This is a genomic window from Erwinia artemisiae (genome assembly GCF_051400835.1).
Lineage (GTDB): Bacteria > Pseudomonadota > Gammaproteobacteria > Enterobacterales > Enterobacteriaceae > Erwinia > Erwinia aeris.
On record NZ_JBLFFM010000003.1, the window covers coordinates 416,621 to 435,581 of the forward strand.

The 18,961-nt window shown below is 58.3% G+C and carries 19 protein-coding genes; 3 read left to right on the top strand and 16 right to left on the bottom strand.

From position 1 onward, the window contains the following. Window positions 1-28 precede the first annotated feature (28 nt). The 3 genes from ACMGEE_RS09755 to ACMGEE_RS09765 all read left to right on the top strand — a co-directional run bounded on the left by ACMGEE_RS09755 (window position 29) and on the right by ACMGEE_RS09765 (window position 2,963). Window positions 29-1,258: a sensor histidine kinase gene (locus tag ACMGEE_RS09755; RefSeq protein WP_253458146.1), complete on the top strand. Its 1,230-nt coding sequence runs from the start codon at window positions 29-31 to the stop codon at window positions 1,256-1,258. A 14-nt stretch (window positions 1,259-1,272) separates the two neighbouring features. Next, on the top strand, window positions 1,273-2,325 hold the full coding sequence (locus tag ACMGEE_RS09760) for a helix-turn-helix domain-containing protein (protein ID WP_436829960.1): 1,053 nt from the start codon (window positions 1,273-1,275) through the stop codon (window positions 2,323-2,325). 71 nt (window positions 2,326-2,396) lie between these two features. Next, on the top strand, window positions 2,397-2,963 hold the full coding sequence (locus ACMGEE_RS09765) for a BMC domain-containing protein (protein ID WP_436829961.1): 567 nt from the start codon (window positions 2,397-2,399) through the stop codon (window positions 2,961-2,963). Between the two features lie 356 nt (window positions 2,964-3,319). Here ACMGEE_RS09765 and ACMGEE_RS09770 read toward each other — a convergent pair whose 3' ends face one another. The 16 genes from ACMGEE_RS09770 to ACMGEE_RS09845 all read right to left on the bottom strand — a co-directional run bounded on the left by ACMGEE_RS09770 (window position 3,320) and on the right by ACMGEE_RS09845 (window position 18,865). After that, window positions 3,320-4,228, bottom strand: a complete 909-nt coding sequence (locus ACMGEE_RS09770) for a glycyl-radical enzyme activating protein (RefSeq protein ID WP_370734606.1) — start codon at window positions 4,226-4,228, stop codon at window positions 3,320-3,322. Window positions 4,229-4,264: 36 nt separating this feature from the next. Further along, window positions 4,265-6,787 (bottom strand): glycyl radical diol dehydratase GrpM, encoded by a 2,523-nt coding sequence (grpM, locus tag ACMGEE_RS09775; protein WP_436829962.1) that lies wholly within the window; start codon window positions 6,785-6,787, stop codon window positions 4,265-4,267. 43 nt (window positions 6,788-6,830) lie between these two features. After that, a complete protein-coding gene (locus ACMGEE_RS09780; RefSeq protein ID WP_253458133.1) occupies window positions 6,831-7,127 on the bottom strand; it encodes a hypothetical protein in 297 nt (98 codons plus the stop codon). After that, on the bottom strand, window positions 7,127-8,620 hold the full coding sequence (locus tag ACMGEE_RS09785; protein ID WP_436829963.1) for an aldehyde dehydrogenase family protein: 1,494 nt from the start codon (window positions 8,618-8,620) through the stop codon (window positions 7,127-7,129). The genes ACMGEE_RS09780 and ACMGEE_RS09785 overlap by 1 nt, the downstream gene beginning before the upstream one ends. A gap of 22 nt (window positions 8,621-8,642) precedes the next feature. Further along, complete coding sequence (pduB, locus tag ACMGEE_RS09790; RefSeq protein WP_436829964.1) at window positions 8,643-9,398, bottom strand: propanediol utilization microcompartment protein PduB; 756 nt, start codon at window positions 9,396-9,398, stop codon at window positions 8,643-8,645. A 17-nt stretch (window positions 9,399-9,415) separates the two neighbouring features. Then, a complete protein-coding gene (gene grpH, locus ACMGEE_RS09795; protein ID WP_253458125.1) occupies window positions 9,416-9,697 on the bottom strand; it encodes a propanediol utilization system shell hexameric protein GrpH in 282 nt (93 codons plus the stop codon). 114 nt (window positions 9,698-9,811) lie between these two features. Further along, window positions 9,812-11,011, bottom strand: a complete 1,200-nt coding sequence (tdcD, locus tag ACMGEE_RS09800; RefSeq protein ID WP_436829965.1) for a propionate kinase — start codon at window positions 11,009-11,011, stop codon at window positions 9,812-9,814. Window positions 11,012-11,031: 20 nt separating this feature from the next. After that, window positions 11,032-11,523, bottom strand: a complete 492-nt coding sequence (locus ACMGEE_RS09805) for a GlcG/HbpS family heme-binding protein (protein ID WP_436829966.1) — start codon at window positions 11,521-11,523, stop codon at window positions 11,032-11,034. Window positions 11,524-11,540: 17 nt separating this feature from the next. After that, a complete protein-coding gene (locus ACMGEE_RS09810) occupies window positions 11,541-11,807 on the bottom strand; it encodes a EutN/CcmL family microcompartment protein (RefSeq protein ID WP_301729986.1) in 267 nt (88 codons plus the stop codon). 2 nt (window positions 11,808-11,809) lie between these two features. Further along, window positions 11,810-12,478, bottom strand: coding sequence for an HFCD family protein (locus tag ACMGEE_RS09815; RefSeq protein WP_436829967.1), 669 nt, complete (start codon window positions 12,476-12,478; stop codon window positions 11,810-11,812). Window positions 12,479-12,480: 2 nt separating this feature from the next. Then, the gene (pduL, locus tag ACMGEE_RS09820) at window positions 12,481-13,149 is read right to left on the bottom strand and encodes a phosphate propanoyltransferase (protein WP_369896283.1); all 669 of its coding nucleotides are present in this window, start codon (window positions 13,147-13,149) and stop codon (window positions 12,481-12,483) included. A 17-nt stretch (window positions 13,150-13,166) separates the two neighbouring features. Beyond that, window positions 13,167-14,252 carry a 1-propanol dehydrogenase PduQ gene (locus ACMGEE_RS09825; protein ID WP_436829968.1) on the bottom strand — a complete coding sequence of 362 codons (1,086 nt, stop codon included), beginning with the start codon at window positions 14,250-14,252 and terminating at the stop codon, window positions 13,167-13,169. A gap of 211 nt (window positions 14,253-14,463) precedes the next feature. After that, entirely contained in the window at window positions 14,464-15,486 is a 1,023-nt protein-coding gene (locus ACMGEE_RS09830) for a DUF1176 domain-containing protein (protein ID WP_436830007.1), read from the bottom strand. A gap of 11 nt (window positions 15,487-15,497) precedes the next feature. Then, window positions 15,498-16,553 (bottom strand): DUF1176 domain-containing protein, encoded by a 1,056-nt coding sequence (locus tag ACMGEE_RS09835; protein ID WP_436829969.1) that lies wholly within the window; start codon window positions 16,551-16,553, stop codon window positions 15,498-15,500. Between the two features lie 286 nt (window positions 16,554-16,839). Further along, entirely contained in the window at window positions 16,840-17,634 is a 795-nt protein-coding gene (locus ACMGEE_RS09840) for a nucleotidyltransferase domain-containing protein (protein ID WP_436829970.1), read from the bottom strand. Window positions 17,635-17,638: 4 nt separating this feature from the next. After that, complete coding sequence (locus tag ACMGEE_RS09845; protein WP_436830008.1) at window positions 17,639-18,865, bottom strand: RtcB family protein; 1,227 nt, start codon at window positions 18,863-18,865, stop codon at window positions 17,639-17,641. Between the last annotated feature and the right edge of the window lie 96 nt (window positions 18,866-18,961).

An 18,961-nucleotide genomic window follows, 5' to 3' on the forward strand; every position in this document is an offset into this window, starting at 1 on the left:
TGATATCGACTTGCATAAGGTATTTAGCATGGAAGCTGAATATAAGATCGCGGATTTTCTGGATACGCACAGGCTGCAAAAGCTACAGGACAACTTCAGCCAGACAATGAGGATTGCGCTGGTAGTGGTGGACGCCACTGGTCTCCCCGTCACCAGGCCAAGCGGCTTTTCTGACTTTTGCGCCCGCTACCGCCAAAACCCGGACCAGGCGGAACGCTGCCACGCCTGCGACAATGCCGGCGGTCGGGCGGCCATGCAGGCGCGGAAACCGGTCATCTACCGCTGCTGCTGCGGCATGGTTGAGTTTGCCGTACCTGTGGTTATTAACGAGCATTATCTGGGCGCTTTTATTGCGGGTCAGGCCAGAGTTGAAGCGGAAAAGGCAAAAACGATCCCCTGCATTCTGCCCAATCGCCCGCGTCGAAAAATCACCCCCTCTCTGAAGCGCTTTCATCAGGCAATACCGATTACCCCCTATCGCCGCTTTGAGCTACTGGCTGAAACCCTGCTGCATATGGCTTCCTGCCTGGTGGAACAGGCCTGGGCCACCACCATACAGCGCGAACTGCATAAAAAAGAACGGCAGCTGACCCGTGAATTGCGCAGGCGAGTGGAAACGGAAAAACTGCTGCACGAGGCGGAATTTAAAGCGCTGAGCTACCAGCTTAATCCGCATTTTTTATTTAACGTGCTGAATACCATTGGCCGACTGGCCTTTCTGGAAGAAGCGCCGCGGACGGAAGCCATGGTGCATGATTTCTCCGATATGATGCGCTATCTGCTACGCAAAAATAATCATGCCGTTATCACGCTTGAACAAGAGATCCACTACGTCAACAGCTATATGGCAGTGCAGAAAGTCAGAATGCCGGACCGTTTCACTTATCTTTGCGCTATTCCGGAAAAATATTATGGCGTCGCCTGCCCTTTTTTAACGCTGCAACCGCTGGCGGAAAATTTCTTTAATTACGTTGTTGAACCGCGGGAAATACCTGCCGTACTCCATATTCGCGCAACCGACGATGGTCGCGATCTTATTATTGAGGTCAGCGATAACGGCGATGGCATCGCACAACAGACGATAACCCAAATTTTAAGCGGGCCACCGGACAATAAACAGGGAATAGGCATCAGGAATATTATGCAGCGCCTGCAGCTGCTGTTTGGCGACGCTTACGGGCTGGAGATCTTTAGCGCCCACCGTCCCATGATGGGCACCACCATCAAACTTCGTTTTCCTCTTCGGCCTCAGTCGTAACACAGGAGCCGGTTATGTCCACCGTGGTGATAGTTGAAGATGAACCGATGGAAGCGGAAAGCCTGCGCCGCATCGTAGCGGCCAGTCAGCAAGGCGTGCTGATTTATGACGCTCCGACCGGTAGAAAAGCCATGCAGCTGATTGATGAACTGCCGCATATCGACCTGATTTTTGTCGACCTGACCATTCCCCGCCCCGACGGCAGGCAGGTTATTCAGTATCTGCGCACCAAAAGCAGCGCTACCCGCGTTATCGTCACCAGCGCCAGCGACGACTTTGATCTTCTGCGTAGTATGCTGCCTTTGCAGATTGAAGATTATCTGCTGAAACCGATAAAAAAGCAGGCCATCATTGATAAGGTTAACGGTAGCCTGAGCGCTGATGCGCACGGAATGGCCCGTGGCGAAGCGCTGAAGCGGCGGCTTCAGACGCTTATCGCCCGGTGTGACTATCCACAATGGCATGACCTGCTGTTGGACGTACACAAACGCGCCTTTCTTGGGGACAACCAGGCAAGCCGCGAGCTGGTTCTGCTGCTGGAACTGATATGTCGGCAGGCGTCATTAAGGCCGCCGATGCGGGAGAAAATCGGCATGCTGGCGCTACAGGTCGAGCAGGACGGCGTAAGCCAGGCGCGTTATCGGCGTCTGGTTCTGCTGCTGTTGCAGGCAAGCCGGGAAATATTTGATGCAGCCCTGAAAACAAGCACGCAGTCCTTTGTCGCCCGGGCAAAATTTCATATTGAACGAGGCATAACGGAAAATGTCACGCTGGATGGTATTGCCGCCAAATCTTTTATCAGCGCCTGCTACCTGAGCCGAAAGTTTAAAAAAGAGACGGGCACAGGTTTTTCCGCTTACGTTAGCCATCGCAAAATGCAGTTTGCCTGCGCCCTGTTACAGTTCAGCGATCTGAATATTCATACCGTTGCACTGGAGCTTGGCTGGCAGGATGCCAACTATTTCTGCCGCATTTTTAAAAAGGAAACGGGCATGGCGCCGTCAGACTACTGTCGTCAGATGACGGCGACCGGAAACAATAAAGACCAGACAAAAAAGTCTCTGTAACGGGCAAAATAGTTTCCCTGGCTCCGTCAGGGAGGCCGGTAAAATAGCGGGATAACATTAAGGAGAACGCTATGCCCGGAAAAAGCCTTGGGCTGATTGAAACCGTGGGGCTGGCCGCCGCGGTGGAAGCCGCCGATGCGGCCCTGAAATCGGCCAACGTGACGCTGGCAGGCTGCGAGCAGACCAAAGGAAACGGCCTGATACTGGTGAGATTAACGGGAGAGGTGTCGGCGGTGAATGCTGCCGTCGAAGCAGGCGCGGTGGCAGCCAGCCGCATGGGCAAGCTTTACGCCCGTCGGGTCATAGCCAGAGCGGCAGAGGGCATTGAGGCGATGACGCAAATTACCTGTAAATCGGTAGCCCCAACGCGGCCTGCTTTGCCTGCCGACACAGGCGCGAAGACTGCTTTGCATGACGACGTAACGGCGAAAGCTGTTGTGCCTGACGTCACCTTAACGCAGCTGGTTTCGCCTGGTGATGCACCAGTACAACCCAGGTCCGAAGCAGAGACAGATCCGGTCAATAACGGAGCGGATATCAACGCCAACGAGCCGTCTTCCGATGCGATATCCCCTGTTCAGGATGCTGTAACTAAAGGTAATAAGTCGGCACGTCGTTCCGGTCAACGCAAAAAATAGGCGGTGGTGGCGCCGCGCTTTTCCTTATCACCAGCCAACCGTGCGTCTTTCCTTTACCGCAGCCGATCTCATATCTTTACCACCAGCCAAACCGTATACCTTTCCTTTACCGCGGTCGCTCCCGTGTCTTTATCACCAGCCAAACCGTATACCTTTCCTTTACCGCAGTCGATCCCGTCTCTTTATCACCAGCCGACCGTGTACCTTTCCTTTACCCCACTCAACGTGCTTTTACCTCCGGCCAACCGTGTCATCTCCTTTACCCCGATTGCCCCTCTGCTTTGATCACCAGGCGACCACGTGCCCTGGCCGTCGGCCAACGCTGTCCGTTTGTTGCGATCGCCCAATCACCATCGCTAGCCGCCGGTATGGCAGGTAAATCCCAGCCCTTCCACTACCGCTTTCAGCGGCCCGATGTCGACTTTTACGGCGCTTTCCCGCAGCGGATAGTTGCGGCCCAGCAGAGCATATTTGTTTTCGCCAAAATTATGGTAGGGCAGCAAATGGATCTCGGTGACGTTCATCATCAGTCGGGCGAATTCCGCGATGCGCCGAACCTCTTCGGGGCTGTCGTTAACGCCGGGGATCACCGGCACACGCACCACCGTTTTGGTAATAAAAGAGATGCGCAGCAGATTTTCCAGAATACGTCGGTTATCCACGCCGGTATTTTCCCGGTGCACCGTCGGATGAATAGCTTTGATATCCGTCAGCGCCAGATCGACCCACGGAAATACCTCATCAATCACCTCTTTACTGGTTAAACCGGTGGTTTCTATTGCGGTATGCCAGCCCTTCGCCTTGCAGGCTTTCAGCAATTCGCGAGCGAACTCAGGCTGCGCCAGCGGCTCGCCGCCCGAGAGCGTGATGCCGCCGCCGGATCGTCGGAACAAATTTTCCTCTTTCTGTAGCTCGCGCATTACCTGGCCGACCGTCATGCGCTTTCCTTTCATCTCCAGCGCGCCGGTCGGACAAACCTGCGTACAGTCGCCGCACTGCGTGCAGCGCGTGCGATCCACAAAGAAAGGATTGTCCGGCGACAGCGCCTGCGTGGGACACACGCTCAGGCACTTCCCGCAGCGGATGCAGTCACGGTTTTTAAAAAGCAGCTCTGGCCCGGGGCGCTGCGACTCCGGGTTGCAGCACCATTTACAGGCCAGCGGGCAGCCTTTAAAAAACGGGATAGTGCGAATGCCCGGCCCGTCATGCAGCGAATAGCGCTGAATATTAAACAGCACGCCTTCCGTTTCGTAGTCGACTTTCATCCTGTGTCCTGCTGGCTGGCAACCACGCCGGCCGCATCAAAAGTGCTGTTCGGTACGGCTGATAATGTCGTCCTGAACCTCTTTGGCCAGCACCACAAACTGCGCGCTGTAGCCTGCCACGCGCACCACCAGATCCTGATGCTGCTGCGGATCTTTTTGCGCACGCAGCAGCGTGTCGCGATCCACCACGTTGAACTGCACGTGCATCCCTTTTTTATCAAAATAGTTGCGTACCAGGCTGCCGAAGTTGCGCAGCCCTTTCTCCCCCGCCAGCGCGGAAGGCAAAAACTTCTGATTGTAGAGGGTGCCGTTAGAGGCGATAAAGTGATCCAGCTTGGCTACCGAGCTGGCGGCGGCGGTCGGCCCTGAGCCGTCTTTGCCCTGCCGTGGCGACACGCCGTCTGCCAGCGGCGCTTTTGCCAGGCGACCGTCGGGCAGCGCGCCCACGTCCTTGCCAAACAGCACGTTGGCCGAGACGGGATAGATGCCGGCCTGAAACTGGCCGCCGCGCGGATTGCGGTATTTTTCCACTTCGCGACAGTAGATCAGCGCGCAGCGCCGGGCCACCAGGTCTACCTCGTCAATGTCATTGCCGAAGCAGGGCGTATTTTCCAGAATGCGGCGGATCTCAGCAAAACGCTGGCTGCCTTGCGGGGCCGCCGTGGAGGAGAGCCGACGATAAACTTCTTCTTTGATCGCCGCCGCGTCCAGCGATCCGTCCCGATCGATAATTTGCTGTACCATGGCGCAGAGGTCGTTTTCGCTCAGCGATGCCTGAGGCGAGCTGTCGGCTGCGTGACCAAAATTGCTTTCCAGCGCGCTTTTCAGTTCAGCAAGCGTCAGCTTGCCCTCTTCAAACACCTGCTTCTGGATGGCGTAAACGGAGTCGCCGGTATCGGCCACGCCAAACGCCTGCGGGCCGGTAAAGTTATAGATAGCGCCGCCTTCCTGCAAGGATTTGCCCCGCCCGATACAGTCATCCACCAGCGCAGAGAGAAACGGCAGCGGGCAACGTTCGCCGTGCGCGAGATCGACGCTGTTGCAGGCCTCTACCAGCTGATGGACGAAATGCGTCATCTGCTGCTGAAAAGCCTGGTAAAAGTCGTCCATGCCGCGCCAGCTGGTCATCTCGCCGGTTATCGGCCCCAGCTGCTTGCCGCCTGCCCGTCCGTTGTTCAGCGTGATTTCCAGCACCTTAGCCACGTTAAAGAAGGCCGCGTCGTGCCAGCCTTCGGTACGGTGCGGCGCCTGCGGCTCCACGCAGCCGATAATGCAGTAATCTCTGGCATCCTGCAGCGAAACGCCGCGATTTTGCAGCGCCGGGATAATCACCTCGTCGTTATAAATGGCCGGAACGCCCAGCCCCAGACGCACCACCTCGCAGGCGCGGAATAAAAACTCGTCGGGCGTACCCTGCCAGACGCGAATGGAGAAAGAAGGCTGCGGCAGGCGAACGTGCGCGGTTGCCTCCATGCACATATAGCTCAGCGGATTCGTAGCGTCGCGCCCCTCTTCCGTCTGGCCGCCAACGCAAAGGTTCTGGAACACGGCATAACCGGCGAAAGCCTGCGCGGAGACTTCGTCGCGGGTTTTATTGATGTCGTTAAGCTTGATCCAGCAGCAGTCCACCAGCTCCTGAGCAAACTCCGGCGTAATGCTGCTGCCCGCCGCCAGATAAGGATACATATACTGATCGAAACGGCCTGGCGAAATCGAGTGGCCGCTGGATTCAATCTGCAACATGCTCTGAATAAACCAGAAGGTCTGACAGGCCTGCCAGAAAGTGGTCGCGCCCTGCTCCGGCACCTGTCGGCAATTTTGCGCAATCTGCTCCAGCTCGCGTTTGCGCTGCGGATTGTTTTCCGCCTGCGCCAGCCGCGCCGCTTCCTGCGCATAGCGATGGGCAAAAGCGATAGCGGCCTGATAGCTGATAATCACCGCCTGATAAAACTGCTCTTTTTTCAGGTAGTCGGGGCGGCTGCGATCCAGCTTCGCCAGCGCTTCGTTTACCTCTGCGATAATGCCGCGAAAACCGATTTTTAACACCTTGCCGTAATCCACGCTGACGTGCCCCACGCCGCCATAAAAGTAGTTGCCGACGGTAAAGACGCCGCCCGCCATGCTCTCTTTGGTGGCGTCAGACATATAGGACGCGGCCAGCGAGCTAGTGGTTTTGCCCGGCCAGTATTTAAAGGCTTCGCTCAGCGCCTGGGCGGTTTCCTTTTCGATAATAAAGGGATCGGCCAGACGGTGCTCCATCGTTTCGAACTCTTTTTCCACCCATTCAAAGGAAAATTCCGGACAGATTTCGGTAGAGCGCGGATGGATGGTGACTGCGCCGACAATCAGCTCATCCGCGCGGATGGTGATCGGCAGCTCGTGAAAGATTTTTTCAATAACTCTGGCGCGCCGCATGATGGCGGGCAGATGCTCATACTGCTGATAAGCCAGCGTCGCCAGCGTGGCGCGCTCCGATTCCACGTACGGCTTCGCCTGCAGGAGCGTGTTTTTAAGCCTGAGGATACGATCGGTCGGACTGGAAAAGCCTTTTTCCAACATAGTGATAACTCCCGAAAAAGCGTTTTGTTTATGGCCCTGGGGCTTAAGCGCCGAGGTGCTGTTCAATCAGCCGCATCGCCTCCGCCACCGCCGCCACCTCGCCGAAGATCGCCAGCGAAGTGATATGCTGCGGGCAGCTGCCGAAAATCTCCGAAACCATGACGTCGGCGCCTTTACTGGCCAGGTCGGCACAGAAATAGAGATCGGGCACCGGCAGCATTAACAGCGCGACGGCGTCCACACGCAGCAGATCCAGCCGCGTTCTGAATTCCGACGGCATCCGGCGCCTGAGCATCGCCAGCGTTTCCGGCGTGGGGGCGTTGATAATGCGCGTTTTCATCAGCGGATATTCAGCGCCTCGACCATGACGCAGCGGCGCCTTCTGGCGAAGGTGCGCGCCGAGGTCAGCCCTTCGCCCGTTGGCCCGGCGATAGTAAAGGTGGTGTGGCCTTCGCCGCCGACGCCCAGCCCGGCGTAAGACGGCCCGTTTTTCACAAAGATGGTGGTTTGGATCTGCCGCGCCATGCGGGTCAGCTTCTCTACGTTGGTAGAGTGCATCACCGCCGTATGACGGTTGCCCTGCTCCACGCAAACGGCCAGCTCGATGGCTTCGTCAACGTTATCCACGCGCACCAGCGGCAGCACCGGCATCATCAATTCATGCACGACAAAAGGATGCGTCGCTTCGGTTTCAATCAGGATGACTCTGGTTTCCGCCGGCGCATCAATGCCCAGCTGTTGCAGGATATAGCGCGCGTCTTTGCCGACAAACGCCGTATTCGGGCCGCTGCCTTTGTCGTTCAGCACCAGCGTTTGCAGCTGCTGAATAAGCTTTTTGTCGCTCAGCAGGTAAGCGCCGCTTTTCTTCATGCAGTGGATCAGATAATCCGCCGCCTGGCTGACTACAATCACCTCTTTTTCCGCCGTGCACGGCAGGTTGTTGTCAAAGCTACAGCCGTTGATGATATCGCGGGCGGCCTGTTCGATATCGGCCGTTTCATCCACGACGGCAGGCGGATTGCCCGCGCCTGCGCCAACGGCTTTTTTACCGGAGGACATCACCGTTTTCACAATGGCCGGGCCGCCGGTCGCCACCAGCATAGCGATGCGCGGATCCTTAATCAGCGCGTTGGTATTTTCTACAGAGGGCTGCGCAACCGTCACTACCAGATTATCCGGCGCGCCCAGCGCGGCGAGTTTGTTATTGATAAGCGCCACCGTATACAGCGACACTCTGCGGGAGCGAGGATGCGGACTGAAGACCACCGCATTGCCGGCGGCCAGCATACTGATGCTGTTATTGATTAGCGTCTCGGTCGGATTGGTAGTCGGCGTGATAGCGCCGATAACGCCATAGGCCGAATATTCCGTCAGCGTCAGGCCGCCATCGCCGCTTTGCGCGCAGGTCGGCAGGTCTTCCGGGCCGGGCGTTTTCAGCGCGGCAAGGCGGTTTTTAATCACCTTATCCGCCACGTTGCCCATGCCGGTTTCTTCAACCGCCATGCGGGAGAGCGTTTGCAGCACCTCCTCCTGTAAAAACGCCTCGCGGATGCCGTTGATAAAGGTCGTGCGATCCTGCATAGAGCAATGGCGATACTGCACCTGGGCCAGCACGGCCGCGCCGATCGCCTCGTCCATCGTGGCGAAAACGCCTGCTTCCTCCGTCTCCGTGACGGCGGATCTTTTCACGTCTTCCGGGTTTGCGCTGCTCTGCGCCAGCGCCCGGGCGACCATGGCCGCCAGCGCCGGATTTTCGGCATCGGCAGCGGGCGTGGTGCGGGTAAATTTGCTCAGGACGTTTTCCACCGCCTGAGCGATCTCGCTGTCATTCATGCTTCCCTTCCTTACCGCGCGATCAGATATAGGGTGTGGTAGTTGAGTGGATGGGCGCCGGATCGAGCGTGGCCAACAGCTGTAATCCCACTTCGCGCGCGGCCGTGACCGCCTGGCGCACCGCGCCGGAATCGCCAGCGAAAGTAAAGATCGCCTCGTTGCTGAAGCTGGTGCCTTTGGCCGGGCTGGCGTAGCCAACAGGTTCAATAACCGCCGCCTTGGCCGCCACGTCGGCGATAACGATGCCTATCGCCGCTGGCGAAGCGCAGGTCATACCGAACGCTTTGCCAACCGGCGCGCCGAAGGCTTTATTCAGCGCGTGGCTGGCGCGGGCGGTGTACTGAAATTCCAGATGCCCGGCCGGCGAGCCGTAAACGTCGCCCATCGTCCGTTCGATTTCATCCAGCGTGACCTCCACCGCCCGGCGCACATCCGAGACGTCTGCCGCGCCGAACAGGATCAGGCAGCCGTGTCCGCCGCCGCCTTCCGTATCACGCGCCAGCTCAATGGCGACGATCTCGCTGTTGGTGGCCTTAACGGCTTCATCCGCAGCGAAAATATGCGGGCCCGCGCCGGTTCTGGCGCCGATAATGCCCAGCGAGCGGAACCGGCCGTCGATAGCCATCACCTCATGAAGCTGGCTATCGACATTGGCGATCACCAGGCCGATGGTATGGCCGAGCGCGGTACCGACAAACTCGGTCAGGCCGCAGCCGCTGCGCTTCTCTGGCTGGCCGATAGCCCTGGAAATAATCTGTTCGACAAGATTGTCCTGCATGGCTTGTCCTCAGGCCGTTACTCCGTGGCCGTTTTTAATATTTTTTCTACTTCAACATGCGGGCGGGGGATCACGTGAACCGAGACCAGCTCGCCGACCTTGGCCGCTGCCACGGAACCGGCATCGGTTGCCGCTTTTACCGCGCCCACGTCGCCGCGTACCATCACCGTGACCAGCCCGGAACCGATTTTCTCGTAGCCGACCAGCGTCACATTGGCCGATTTCACCATGGTATCTGCCGCTTCAATGGCGGAAACCAGCCCCTTTGTTTCAACCATGCCCAGCGCTTCCTGCTGCATAATGACCTCGTTTGTTTGACTGATAAAAAGACGCGCCTCTGAGGCCACGCCCGATTGCGATGTTAAGGCGGACGCGAAAAAATATTTTGTCCGCCAGTAAGATTATTTTGCGCGTTATCGTTCGGGCGCGGCGGCAAGCCTGGCCGCATCCTGCGCGATCATTTTTTCTTCATTGGTGGGAATGACCATCACGGTCGGCGAATCGTCGGCGGAAATCGTGCCCGCGGCGCCGCCCGCTATCGCCTGATTCCTGTTACGATCCAGGCGGAAGCCGAAGATCTCCAGCCTGGCCAGCGTCAGCTCGCGCACCAGCGCCGAGTTTTCGCCAATGCCGCCAGTAAAGATCAGCGCGTCCAGCCGGTGCAGCGCGGCAAACTGGCCGCCCAGATGCCGCGCCAGCCGGTGCACCATGACGTCAATCGCCAGCGTCGCCCGCGCATCGCCTTTGGCGCGTGCTTCCTGCAAGGTGCGACAGTCGCTGGACAGCCCGGAAAGCCCCAGCAGGCCTGAACGGTTATTCGCCATCTCGCTCAGCGCCTCGACAGATTGCCCGCTGCATGTCGCCAGGTAAGCCATTGCACCAAAATCGACGTCGCCGCAGCGCGTGCCCATCACCAGCCCTTCCAGCGGCGTCATGCCCATTGTGGTATCCACGCTTTGCCCATTGCGTACCGCGCAGAGCGAAGATCCGTTGCCCAGATGGGCAATCACCAGGCCGTGATCCTGCGGATCGAGATCCAGCAGCCTGACCGCTTCGGCGGCGACAAAGCGGTGCGACGTGCCGTGAAAACCGTAGCGTCGGATCTTGTAGCGCTCGCGGTATTCCAGCGGAATGGCATAGGTAAAGGCTTCCGGCGGCAGCGTCTGGTGAAAAGCCGTGTCAAACACCGCCACCTGCGGCAGCGCGGGCAGCAAAGCCAGCGCAGTGTCGATGCCGATAAGGTTGGCGGGATTGTGCAGAGGCGCCAGCGGTGCCAGCTGACGGATCTGGTCGATAACCGCTGGCGTCAGCAGCACCGAGCGTTGAAACTCGCTGCCGCCGTGCGCGACGCGATGCCCGATGGCGCATAGCGACGAGAGCAGCGCCTGCTCTGCCAGCACGGCAAACAGCGTTTGCAGCGCGCAATGGTGCGTTGGCTGCGCCAGAAGCCGGGTGGTTTTTCCCGCCTCATCCTTAAAGGTGATAGCGGCGTTATCCAACCCCAGCCTTTCCGCCAGCCCGGAAAGCAGCGGCGTTTCACCCTCCAGCGGCAGCACAGAAAATTTCAGCGAAGAAGAGCCGCAGTTGATAACCAAAACCGTTGTTGTAGACATAATGACCTCTGAAATCCGTTTTAGGGTCGGGAAGGCGTGAGTAAAAAGTGCGCCTGACTGAAGCGGGCAAGCGACTCGCGGGCGATGGCGATATCCTGCGCGACGCTGCCGCCGCTGATGCCTATTCCGCCCAGCAGCCGCGTCTGCGACCAGCAGGGTAAACCGCCGCCAAGACAGCAGATCCCCTGCTGCGGTAAGCCCTCCAGGCTCGCGCCCGGCCGTACCTGCTGCGCCAGCTCATGCGTCGCCATTCTCAGCGCCACGGCGGTCCAGGCCTTTTCCGTCGCCAGGCGGTGGCTGACCAGCAGCGCATCATCCATGCTGAAAAACCAGCGCGGCTGCCCGGCCGTATCTACCAGGCTGAATACGATTGGCACTTCATATTCCTGCGCGACCTCACAGGCTATCGCCGCCAGCGCCGCTGCCGCAGAGAGGCTCAGCGAGTGATGCCGCGACGGATGCGAATTAATGGCCTGCTGGATCAGGCTGTCCAGACTCTCCCTTACCGACATAAGTGCGCTTCCTTTTGCTATCCATTGAGATCCAGCGCATCGACAATGCCAACCACTGCCGCATCGATCACCGAATGCTCGCCGTTGCTCATGCGTGCCGAGCTTCCCGAGCTGACGATAACCGTTTCCCCGTTTCCGGCCCCCACGCAGTCAACCGCAACCTGGGCGCTGCCCGTCGGCTGATGATGCTCGTTCAGGCGGGCCACGATCAGCAGCTTGGCGCCGTTCAGCGAAGGATGCTTGCTGGTCGATACCAGCGCGCCCGTGACTTTAGCCAGATACATAGTCAGTCCTTGTATAAAATGATGTGCCGCCGCCGTATCTCGTCCTGAGCGGCTGGCGTGATCAGCACGTTTCGGCCTGGCCGCAGCGCCGTGCCTGCGGGCTGCTGACGGATATCCGCCAGTGAAATAAGTTGCTTACCCTTGCTCTGTGTTGTTACACCGGGAAAAACGATCCCCCAGCTTTTCAGCGTAGCGATATAGTGATGCAGCTGTTCCCGCATCGCCTCCGGCAGCGCCGCGCGGGTAAACTCGTCGCCCAGCGTGACGATGATTTTCCGGCCGTGGCACAGCGCATGAAAAGCCCAGGCGCTGGCAACGTTGTCGCTAAGGCATAACGCGATTTTTGCCAGGCTGTTGCCTGAGATCGCCGGGAGAAACAGCTCGCCGTACTCTTCTTCCGCCTGCGGCATTCGCGTGTCGTAAAGCAGTTCAGGCGCGAACCCTTCCCGCCAGCATTGAAATGCCCCGTAAACGGCAGACAGGCTGGCGCTGTGGGAAAGCGTGACCCGCAGGCCGTATCCGGCCTGGCTCAGCGCCTCCAGCGCAGCCAGCGTTTCCGGCAGGACGCGTGGATCCGTTCCCGTGATCACCACTCTGACCATGCCCTGCCTTTGCCGCACCAGCAGAAGATCGATTATGCGATCGAGCCGGTTGGAAAGATCCGGCTGCACGATCACGCCACCTTAGGCCCGTTGCTTTTGATCTGCACCCGATCGCCATTACGCAGCCCAAGCGCGTTGGCCTCTTCCTGATCCAGGTGGATCTCCGCCAGCGCTTCTGCACTGACGCGCACCTTCACATGGCGCAATACGCCCGCACGCGGCCCCTGGGTTTCTACCGCTATTTCCGCGCCGTCCGTCAGGCCGTGCCGCGCCGCTTCCTCAGGCGAAATATGGAGATGCCGCCATGCGACGATAACGCCCTCCGGTATCGCCACTTCGCCATGCGGCCCTACCAGCGTGATGCCAGGGGATCCCTGCAGCTCGCCGGACATTCTTACCGGCGCGCCGATGCCAAGGACAAAGCCGTCCGCCACTGAAATCTCAACCTGCGTGACGTTACGCAGCGGCCCCAGCACCCGCACGCGCTGTAGCTCGCCTTTCGGCCCGCGCAGCGTGACGGTTTCCTGTGCGGCGAACTGACCGGGCTGCTTTAACGCTTTCATCCGGGTCAGCGACGAACCGTAGCCGAACAGCATGTCCATCTCTTTACGGCTCAGGTGCACGTGCCGGTTGGAGACGCCGACGGCAATAGTCAGCGGCTGGTTTTTTCTTCCTGCCGCCAGCTCCTGTAAAATCTGCTGCGTGATGCTTCTGGCCTGCCGTTGCGTATCCGTCTTCATCCTCTCTTCCTTGCTGTTTATTCGCCCGCCAGGCGCGACAGCAGGCGATCGATATCCTGCTTGCTGGCACGGCGTGGATTGGTTGCAGTACAGCCATCGGCCAGCGCCGCCTGGATCAGTTCGCCGCGCAAGGTGGCAAACCGGGCCAGATCTGCGCCCATCTCTTTTAGCGTTGCCGGAATGGCGAACTGCTGGTTAAGCGTGCGAACGGCCTGCGCCAGGCTGTCGGCAGCCATCAACCGCGCGCACTGCTGGTAGCGAGCCTGCGCCCCTTGCATTTCGCTATTAAATTCAATCACTAATGGCAGCAGCATGGCGTTGATCCTGCCATGCGCAAGATGCAGCCTGCCGCCGACGGCATGGGCCATGCCGTGAACCAGCCCCAGCCCCGCCGAGTTGAACGCCATGCCCGCCATGCAGGAAGCGTGATGCATATGCGCCCGCGCGCTGAGGTCGTGCGGTTCACGGTAAGCCTGGGGTAAATAGCGGGCGGTCAGCGCAATGGCTTTTTCCGCCAGCGCATCGCTGAAGTCGTTTGCTTCTGTGGAGACCAGCGCTTCAACCGCGTGGGTCAGCACGTCCATACCGGTATCCGCCGTGACGCTCGCGGGGACGCTGACCACCAGCCGGGCGTCAAGAAGGGTGATATCCGGCAGCAGCGCAGCAGACACCAGCGGATATTTGCTGCCGCTGTGTGGGTCGGAAAAAACGGCGTAGGTTGTCGCCTCTGACCCGGAGCCGCTGGTCGTGGGAACGGCAATCAGCCTGATGTGATAAAGAGGATCGTACTCTTCAAGGGTGGCCTTAATGCCTTTGGCCGCATCCAACGCGGAACCGCCGCCAAGCGCGATAATCGTATCCGGCCTGAAGGCTTTACATTTTTCCGCGCCTGCCTGTAGCAGCGCGGTAGTGGGATCGGCTTTGACCTCGCTATAGATGATGATCGAAGCCTGGGGCATCAAGGCGATCAGCTGATTTACTTTGCCGGATGAGAGCATAAATTCGTCGGTGACGATGGCGACTTTTTTCAGCCCAAGCTGACTCAGCGCTGCCAGCGCATTTTCACCATGGTAAATATTCGGGACAGAGAAAATCTTCGCCACGCCCTTATCCTTAACAAAACGTCCGCCATTTAAGGGCGACAGATTAGCAACGACGGCGGCTGAGCGGCTCTGGATTAGTTTGTCCGGATACGGGAAATTTTTGCGGAGAAGCGGAAGGAATTAAAAATAATCTTTACCTTTCCGCCTGCAAAGAAAACCCGGCTTCAGGCCGGGTATGCACGATATTGACAGTTTTTTAGTGAGTTCGCTTTCAGGGCTTCACGTCCGTTACCAGCGTGGGCAGATCCCAGGTGCCGCCCGCATGGATATAACGACACATGCCGGTCATGGCGTCGCGGCTTTTGCGGAAAGCCTGGCCATCCCACACCCAGCTTTTCAGGCTCATGCAGTCTGCGATACCCCGGCCTTTCTGCACATCGGTAATCACGCCTTTTTCATAATCCGAGCCGGAAATGGTCACCAGCACCGGCTTACCTTTTAGTTGGTTATCGATAACCCAGTAGCCATACCCTTCGTTATAAGCCGCGCGCCAGCAGAGCGCCGAAAGCAAAGCGTGGCCGTCATCCAGTGGCGTAAGGGTCAGCCCGTCATTTTCCGGAATAGCATTTTCTGCCGGTGAAACCAGGCTGTCGCACATGTCATCGTCATTTTGATTGACCGTTGCAAGCAGTCGGGTTTTCAGCGCGGCGATTTCTGACGCGGTCAGCGAACGAGGTTCGCCGCTGCGGGTTTTTGCTGCGTGAATAACCGGCACGGGTACCGCCTGAGCTACGCTGCTTTCCGGCTTATCGCCCTTTTTGGTGAGCGCCCCAGGCGTGCCGATGCGGCCCTGCACGTCGTCAGCTTTCAGCAGCGCGGCATAAGCGCCCTCGCCGGAAAGCAGAAAAGGCGTCGCGCCGCCTTTAAATTCCACTTTACCGCTGCCTTTGACGGCGTTGATTAACGCTGACGTCTGGCCAGCCGACAGCCGCCAGTTGTCGTCAGCCGCCACGAGATCGCCCGCGGATTTCCCGTCGATCCACAGCGTCAGCTTTTGTACCGGCGCGCTGTCTTCTGCGATATCGCCCAGCGTCACTTCGCCCGTCGGCACCGTTCCGGGGCCGGCGGTACGGGTAAGCAAGACGGAGCCGGACGGATCGTCTTCTTTGGCATAGCCCGCAACGCGGCAGGTCAGCGTATTGTCGCAGGCTACTTCCCAGTCTTTGTGTTCAAAGGTTACGCCGCTATGACTGGCCAGTGCCGACAGGGAGAGCGTCGCCAGCGCAAAAAACATCAGTTTACGATTCACTTTATTCCCTCACGTTTTATTTCTGATAGCAGCCCAGGTATCTCTCTGTTGCCCAGGGTGCGGGGAAACCAGCAGCCATCGTTGATGGTCGCGAGGCTTTGACGAAACGCTGCGCCATCCCAGATCCATTCTTCCTTAGACGCGCAGCTGCCGGCGCTGCTTCCCATAAAGACATTGGTAATCACGCCATCGTGCCAGGTTTGCGCGTCAGTGGTCACGGCAACAGGCTTCGCTTTTAGCTGGCTGTCGGTGACCCAGTAACCGTATCCCTGGTTATAGGCCGCGCCCCAGCACTGCGTGGAAAGCAGCGTGTGCGTATCATCCAGCGGCGTGGCGGTAATATCGCCGCTGATAATATTGCCGTTGACGTCCTTTTCCCCAACCGAGGTCAGATAATCGCACTGCTGCTCGCTGGTTAAGACGGCAAGCAGCTGCGGCCTGAGCGCTTCAGCCTCTTTTTTGGTTAATACAGAGGATTGAGCGGGGCTGACTTTTACCGCCTGGATCACCGGCATAGCCACGGCCTTAGCGACACCGCTTTCGGGCCTGTCGCCTTTTTTAACCCAGGCGCCTGGCGTACCGATACGGCCCTGCACGTCATCCACTTTCAGCAGCGCCGCATAGGCGCCGTCGCCGGAAAGCTGAAAGCTTTCGCGATCGCTTTTGAACCCGACCGTGCCGCTGCCTTTAACGGCATCGATCAGCGCCAGCGTTTGCGCTTCTGACAACCACCAGCGGTTAGCCTTCTGCGTCGCTTCGCCCGCAGGCTGGCCGTTCAGCCACAGCGTCAGTTTTTTTACCGGCGCCTCGTTTTTCCTGTCTTCCGGCAGGATAATTTCGCCAGCGGTAGCCGTATGCTCGCCAGCCGCCCGCGTCAGCAGCACGCCGCCCACATTCTCCTGTACGCTATGGCCGCCGATACGGCAGGTTAAAGTGTTATCGCAGGCCACTGACCACGCCTTATGATAAAAGGATACGCCGCTTTCCTGGGCGATAACCGGGGCGGCAAAGATAGTTAGTGCGGTAAAAACCAATTTATAAAGATGATTCAAGCTGTCGCTCCATAATCCAATTTAGCGTATTGCAACAGTCGATACGCATACAGCGGCTTAATCCAGGCCAGACAAAATTATAACCCGGCATATCCCGGGCTTTTAATAGCAATCACTGTCCGCGACTAATTCCCCTCACCTGGAACATTAAAATAAAGCATAGATACGCTGTTAAACCGCCGCCGGCTTCCCAATCCTGGTATCGAACAGACGATGTGTCTGAACGTTCTGTTGAATAATGCTGTCACCCTGAGCTACTTATGCACAATGCCAGACCAGTAATAAGCTATACACTCAGCACGGTTTTCATCAACAACGCGTCCAGATCGCGGCAGTCGCGCCGCTCGCTATCCGGCAGATCTTCGCTGACGCGGTTCTCGTCCAGCTGCTGGCGGATAAATGCATGGATGCGCTCCAGACGCTCGCCGTATTCCGCTTCGCCTGCGCGCTGCTTGCGCGCCAGCAGCTGTTCGATTTCAGCCAGCAGCAAGGGATCCGTTACCGTTCCTGCCAGCAGCTCTTCAAAACGCATCGGCGGCACGCCTTTTCCGGCCTCTATCCACTGCACCGCCAGCAGCGGGCGCAATACGTAGAAGTACTTTTTCAGCCGCACGCTGTCGCCCTGCAGATAACCACGAAAGTTCTTTTTCGCCATTGAGAGATAGTGCCAGCGCGCCCGCAGCGGCGAAAACCAGTCCGGTATCCTTTCCCGTAAATCGGCGACGATGGCCGCTTCCTGCTGATAGATCACCGGCGAATCCAGCCATTCAATCAGCGTTGGATTGGCTCGCTTCAACAGGCCCAACGCTTTTCGCCACTCCCAGCCGCAGACGTCCAGCGTATCGTCGATCGGCAGCTCGATAACGTCGCGCGGCGGCTCGACACGCAGATACCACTCAGGTTGATGTACATAGAGAAAACGCACATCGTAATCGCTGTCCGGCGAGGCAAAACCCCAGCCGCGGCTGCCCGACTCGCAGGCATACAGCACTTTTACCGAGTGCTCTTCTTCTATCTGGCGCAGCACGCCCCGTACGCGCTCGCGCATTGCGCTATCCACACCATGCAATCCTGTTCTCATTTTTTTATCCTTTTACGCAAACAACCTGCGACAGCGTATGCACCACTTCCACCAGCGAAGACTGGGCGGCCATGACGGCATCAATATCTTTATAAGCCATCGGGATTTCGTCGATGACCTCTTTATCTTTTCGGCACTCCACGTGCGCCGTCGCGCGTCGCTGATCCTCCACGGTAAAGCGGGCTTTCGCCGCCGTGCGGCTCATGGTGCGCCCCGCGCCGTGGCTACAGGAGCAGAAGCTCTCTTCGTTACCCAGGCCGCGCACGATAAAGCTCTTCGCGCCCATCGAACCGGGGATAATACCCATCTGCCCTTTTTGCGCCGAGACCGCGCCTTTGCGCGTCACCAGCACCGACTCGCCAAAGTGCGTTTCCCGCTCCACGTAGTTGTGGTGGCAGTTCACCGCTTCCAGATGCGTGGTAAAAGGCTTGCTGATAACGCGCGACATCGCCGCCAGCACCCGCTCCATCATGGCTTCGCGATTGTGACGAGCGTAATCCTGCGCCCAGCTCACCGCTTCCACGTAGTCGTTAAAATGCCTGCTGCCCTCTTCAAAATAAGCGAGGTTGCGATCCGGCAGATTGGCGATATGCCGCTGCATATCCTTTTGCGCCAGCGCGATAAACAGATTGCCGATGGCGTTCCCTACGCCACGCGACCCGCTGTGCAGCATGACCCAGACCTGTTGGCTTTCGTCCAGGCAGACTTCAATAAAGTGGTTGCCCGTTCCCAACGTTCCCAGATGCTGATAGTTGTTGGTTTTGAACAGCGACGGATGCTTTTGCGTCAGCGTCTTGAAGCGCGGCGCCAATTTGGCCCAGTGGCGATCCACCTCCTGCGGCGGCGTTTGCCAGGCACCCTTATCGCGACCGGAACGGGTATTGGTGCGGCCGTGCGGCACCGCCTGTTCGATGGCGCTGCGCACGCCCGACAGATTGTCCGGCAGATCGCGGGCCATCAGCGAGGTGCGCACCGCAATCATGCCGCAGCCGATATCCACGCCGACCGCCGCCGGGATAATCGCGCCTTTGGTCGGGATCACGCTGCCGATGGTAGAGCCTTTGCCCAGATGCACGTCCGGCATCACCGCCAGATGGCGAAAGATAAACGGCATTTTCGCCGTGTTCAGCAGCTGCTCGCGCGCTTCCGGCTCTACCGGCACGCCGTTGGTCCACATTTTTACCGGCACGCCTTTCGCCTGCTGCAGAGTCTGATAGCTGTTTTTCATAATCGTTTTCCTCATTGCTGTGACCTGACTATTGCGAATGCCGTGCCAGAAGACCGCCACGCTGCATAATAAAATTTATCTTTTTGATTATTAACCATA

Excerpts from the sequence above, each read along its gene's own strand:
- ACMGEE_RS09755 (WP_253458146.1), top strand. The coding sequence starts at position 29 with ATGGAAGCTGAATATAAGATCGCGGATTTTCTGGATACGCACAGGCTG.
- ACMGEE_RS09760 (WP_436829960.1), top strand. The coding sequence starts at position 1,273 with ATGTCCACCGTGGTGATAGTTGAAGATGAACCGATGGAAGCGGAAAGC.
- ACMGEE_RS09765 (WP_436829961.1), top strand. The coding sequence starts at position 2,397 with ATGCCCGGAAAAAGCCTTGGGCTGATTGAAACCGTGGGGCTGGCCGCC.
- ACMGEE_RS09770 (WP_370734606.1), bottom strand. The coding sequence starts at position 4,228 with ATGAAAGTCGACTACGAAACGGAAGGCGTGCTGTTTAATATTCAGCGC.
- grpM (WP_436829962.1), bottom strand. The coding sequence starts at position 6,787 with ATGTTGGAAAAAGGCTTTTCCAGTCCGACCGATCGTATCCTCAGGCTT.
- ACMGEE_RS09780 (WP_253458133.1), bottom strand. The coding sequence starts at position 7,127 with ATGAAAACGCGCATTATCAACGCCCCCACGCCGGAAACGCTGGCGATG.
- ACMGEE_RS09785 (WP_436829963.1), bottom strand. The coding sequence starts at position 8,620 with ATGAATGACAGCGAGATCGCTCAGGCGGTGGAAAACGTCCTGAGCAAA.
- pduB (WP_436829964.1), bottom strand. The coding sequence starts at position 9,398 with ATGCAGGACAATCTTGTCGAACAGATTATTTCCAGGGCTATCGGCCAG.
- grpH (WP_253458125.1), bottom strand. The coding sequence starts at position 9,697 with ATGCAGCAGGAAGCGCTGGGCATGGTTGAAACAAAGGGGCTGGTTTCC.
- tdcD (WP_436829965.1), bottom strand. The coding sequence starts at position 11,011 with ATGTCTACAACAACGGTTTTGGTTATCAACTGCGGCTCTTCTTCGCTG.
- ACMGEE_RS09805 (WP_436829966.1), bottom strand. The coding sequence starts at position 11,523 with ATGTCGGTAAGGGAGAGTCTGGACAGCCTGATCCAGCAGGCCATTAAT.
- ACMGEE_RS09810 (WP_301729986.1), bottom strand. The coding sequence starts at position 11,807 with ATGTATCTGGCTAAAGTCACGGGCGCGCTGGTATCGACCAGCAAGCAT.
- pduL (WP_369896283.1), bottom strand. The coding sequence starts at position 13,149 with ATGAAGACGGATACGCAACGGCAGGCCAGAAGCATCACGCAGCAGATT.
- ACMGEE_RS09830 (WP_436830007.1), bottom strand. The coding sequence starts at position 15,486 with ATGTTTTTTGCGCTGGCGACGCTCTCCCTGTCGGCACTGGCCAGTCAT.
- ACMGEE_RS09840 (WP_436829970.1), bottom strand. The coding sequence starts at position 17,634 with ATGAGAACAGGATTGCATGGTGTGGATAGCGCAATGCGCGAGCGCGTA.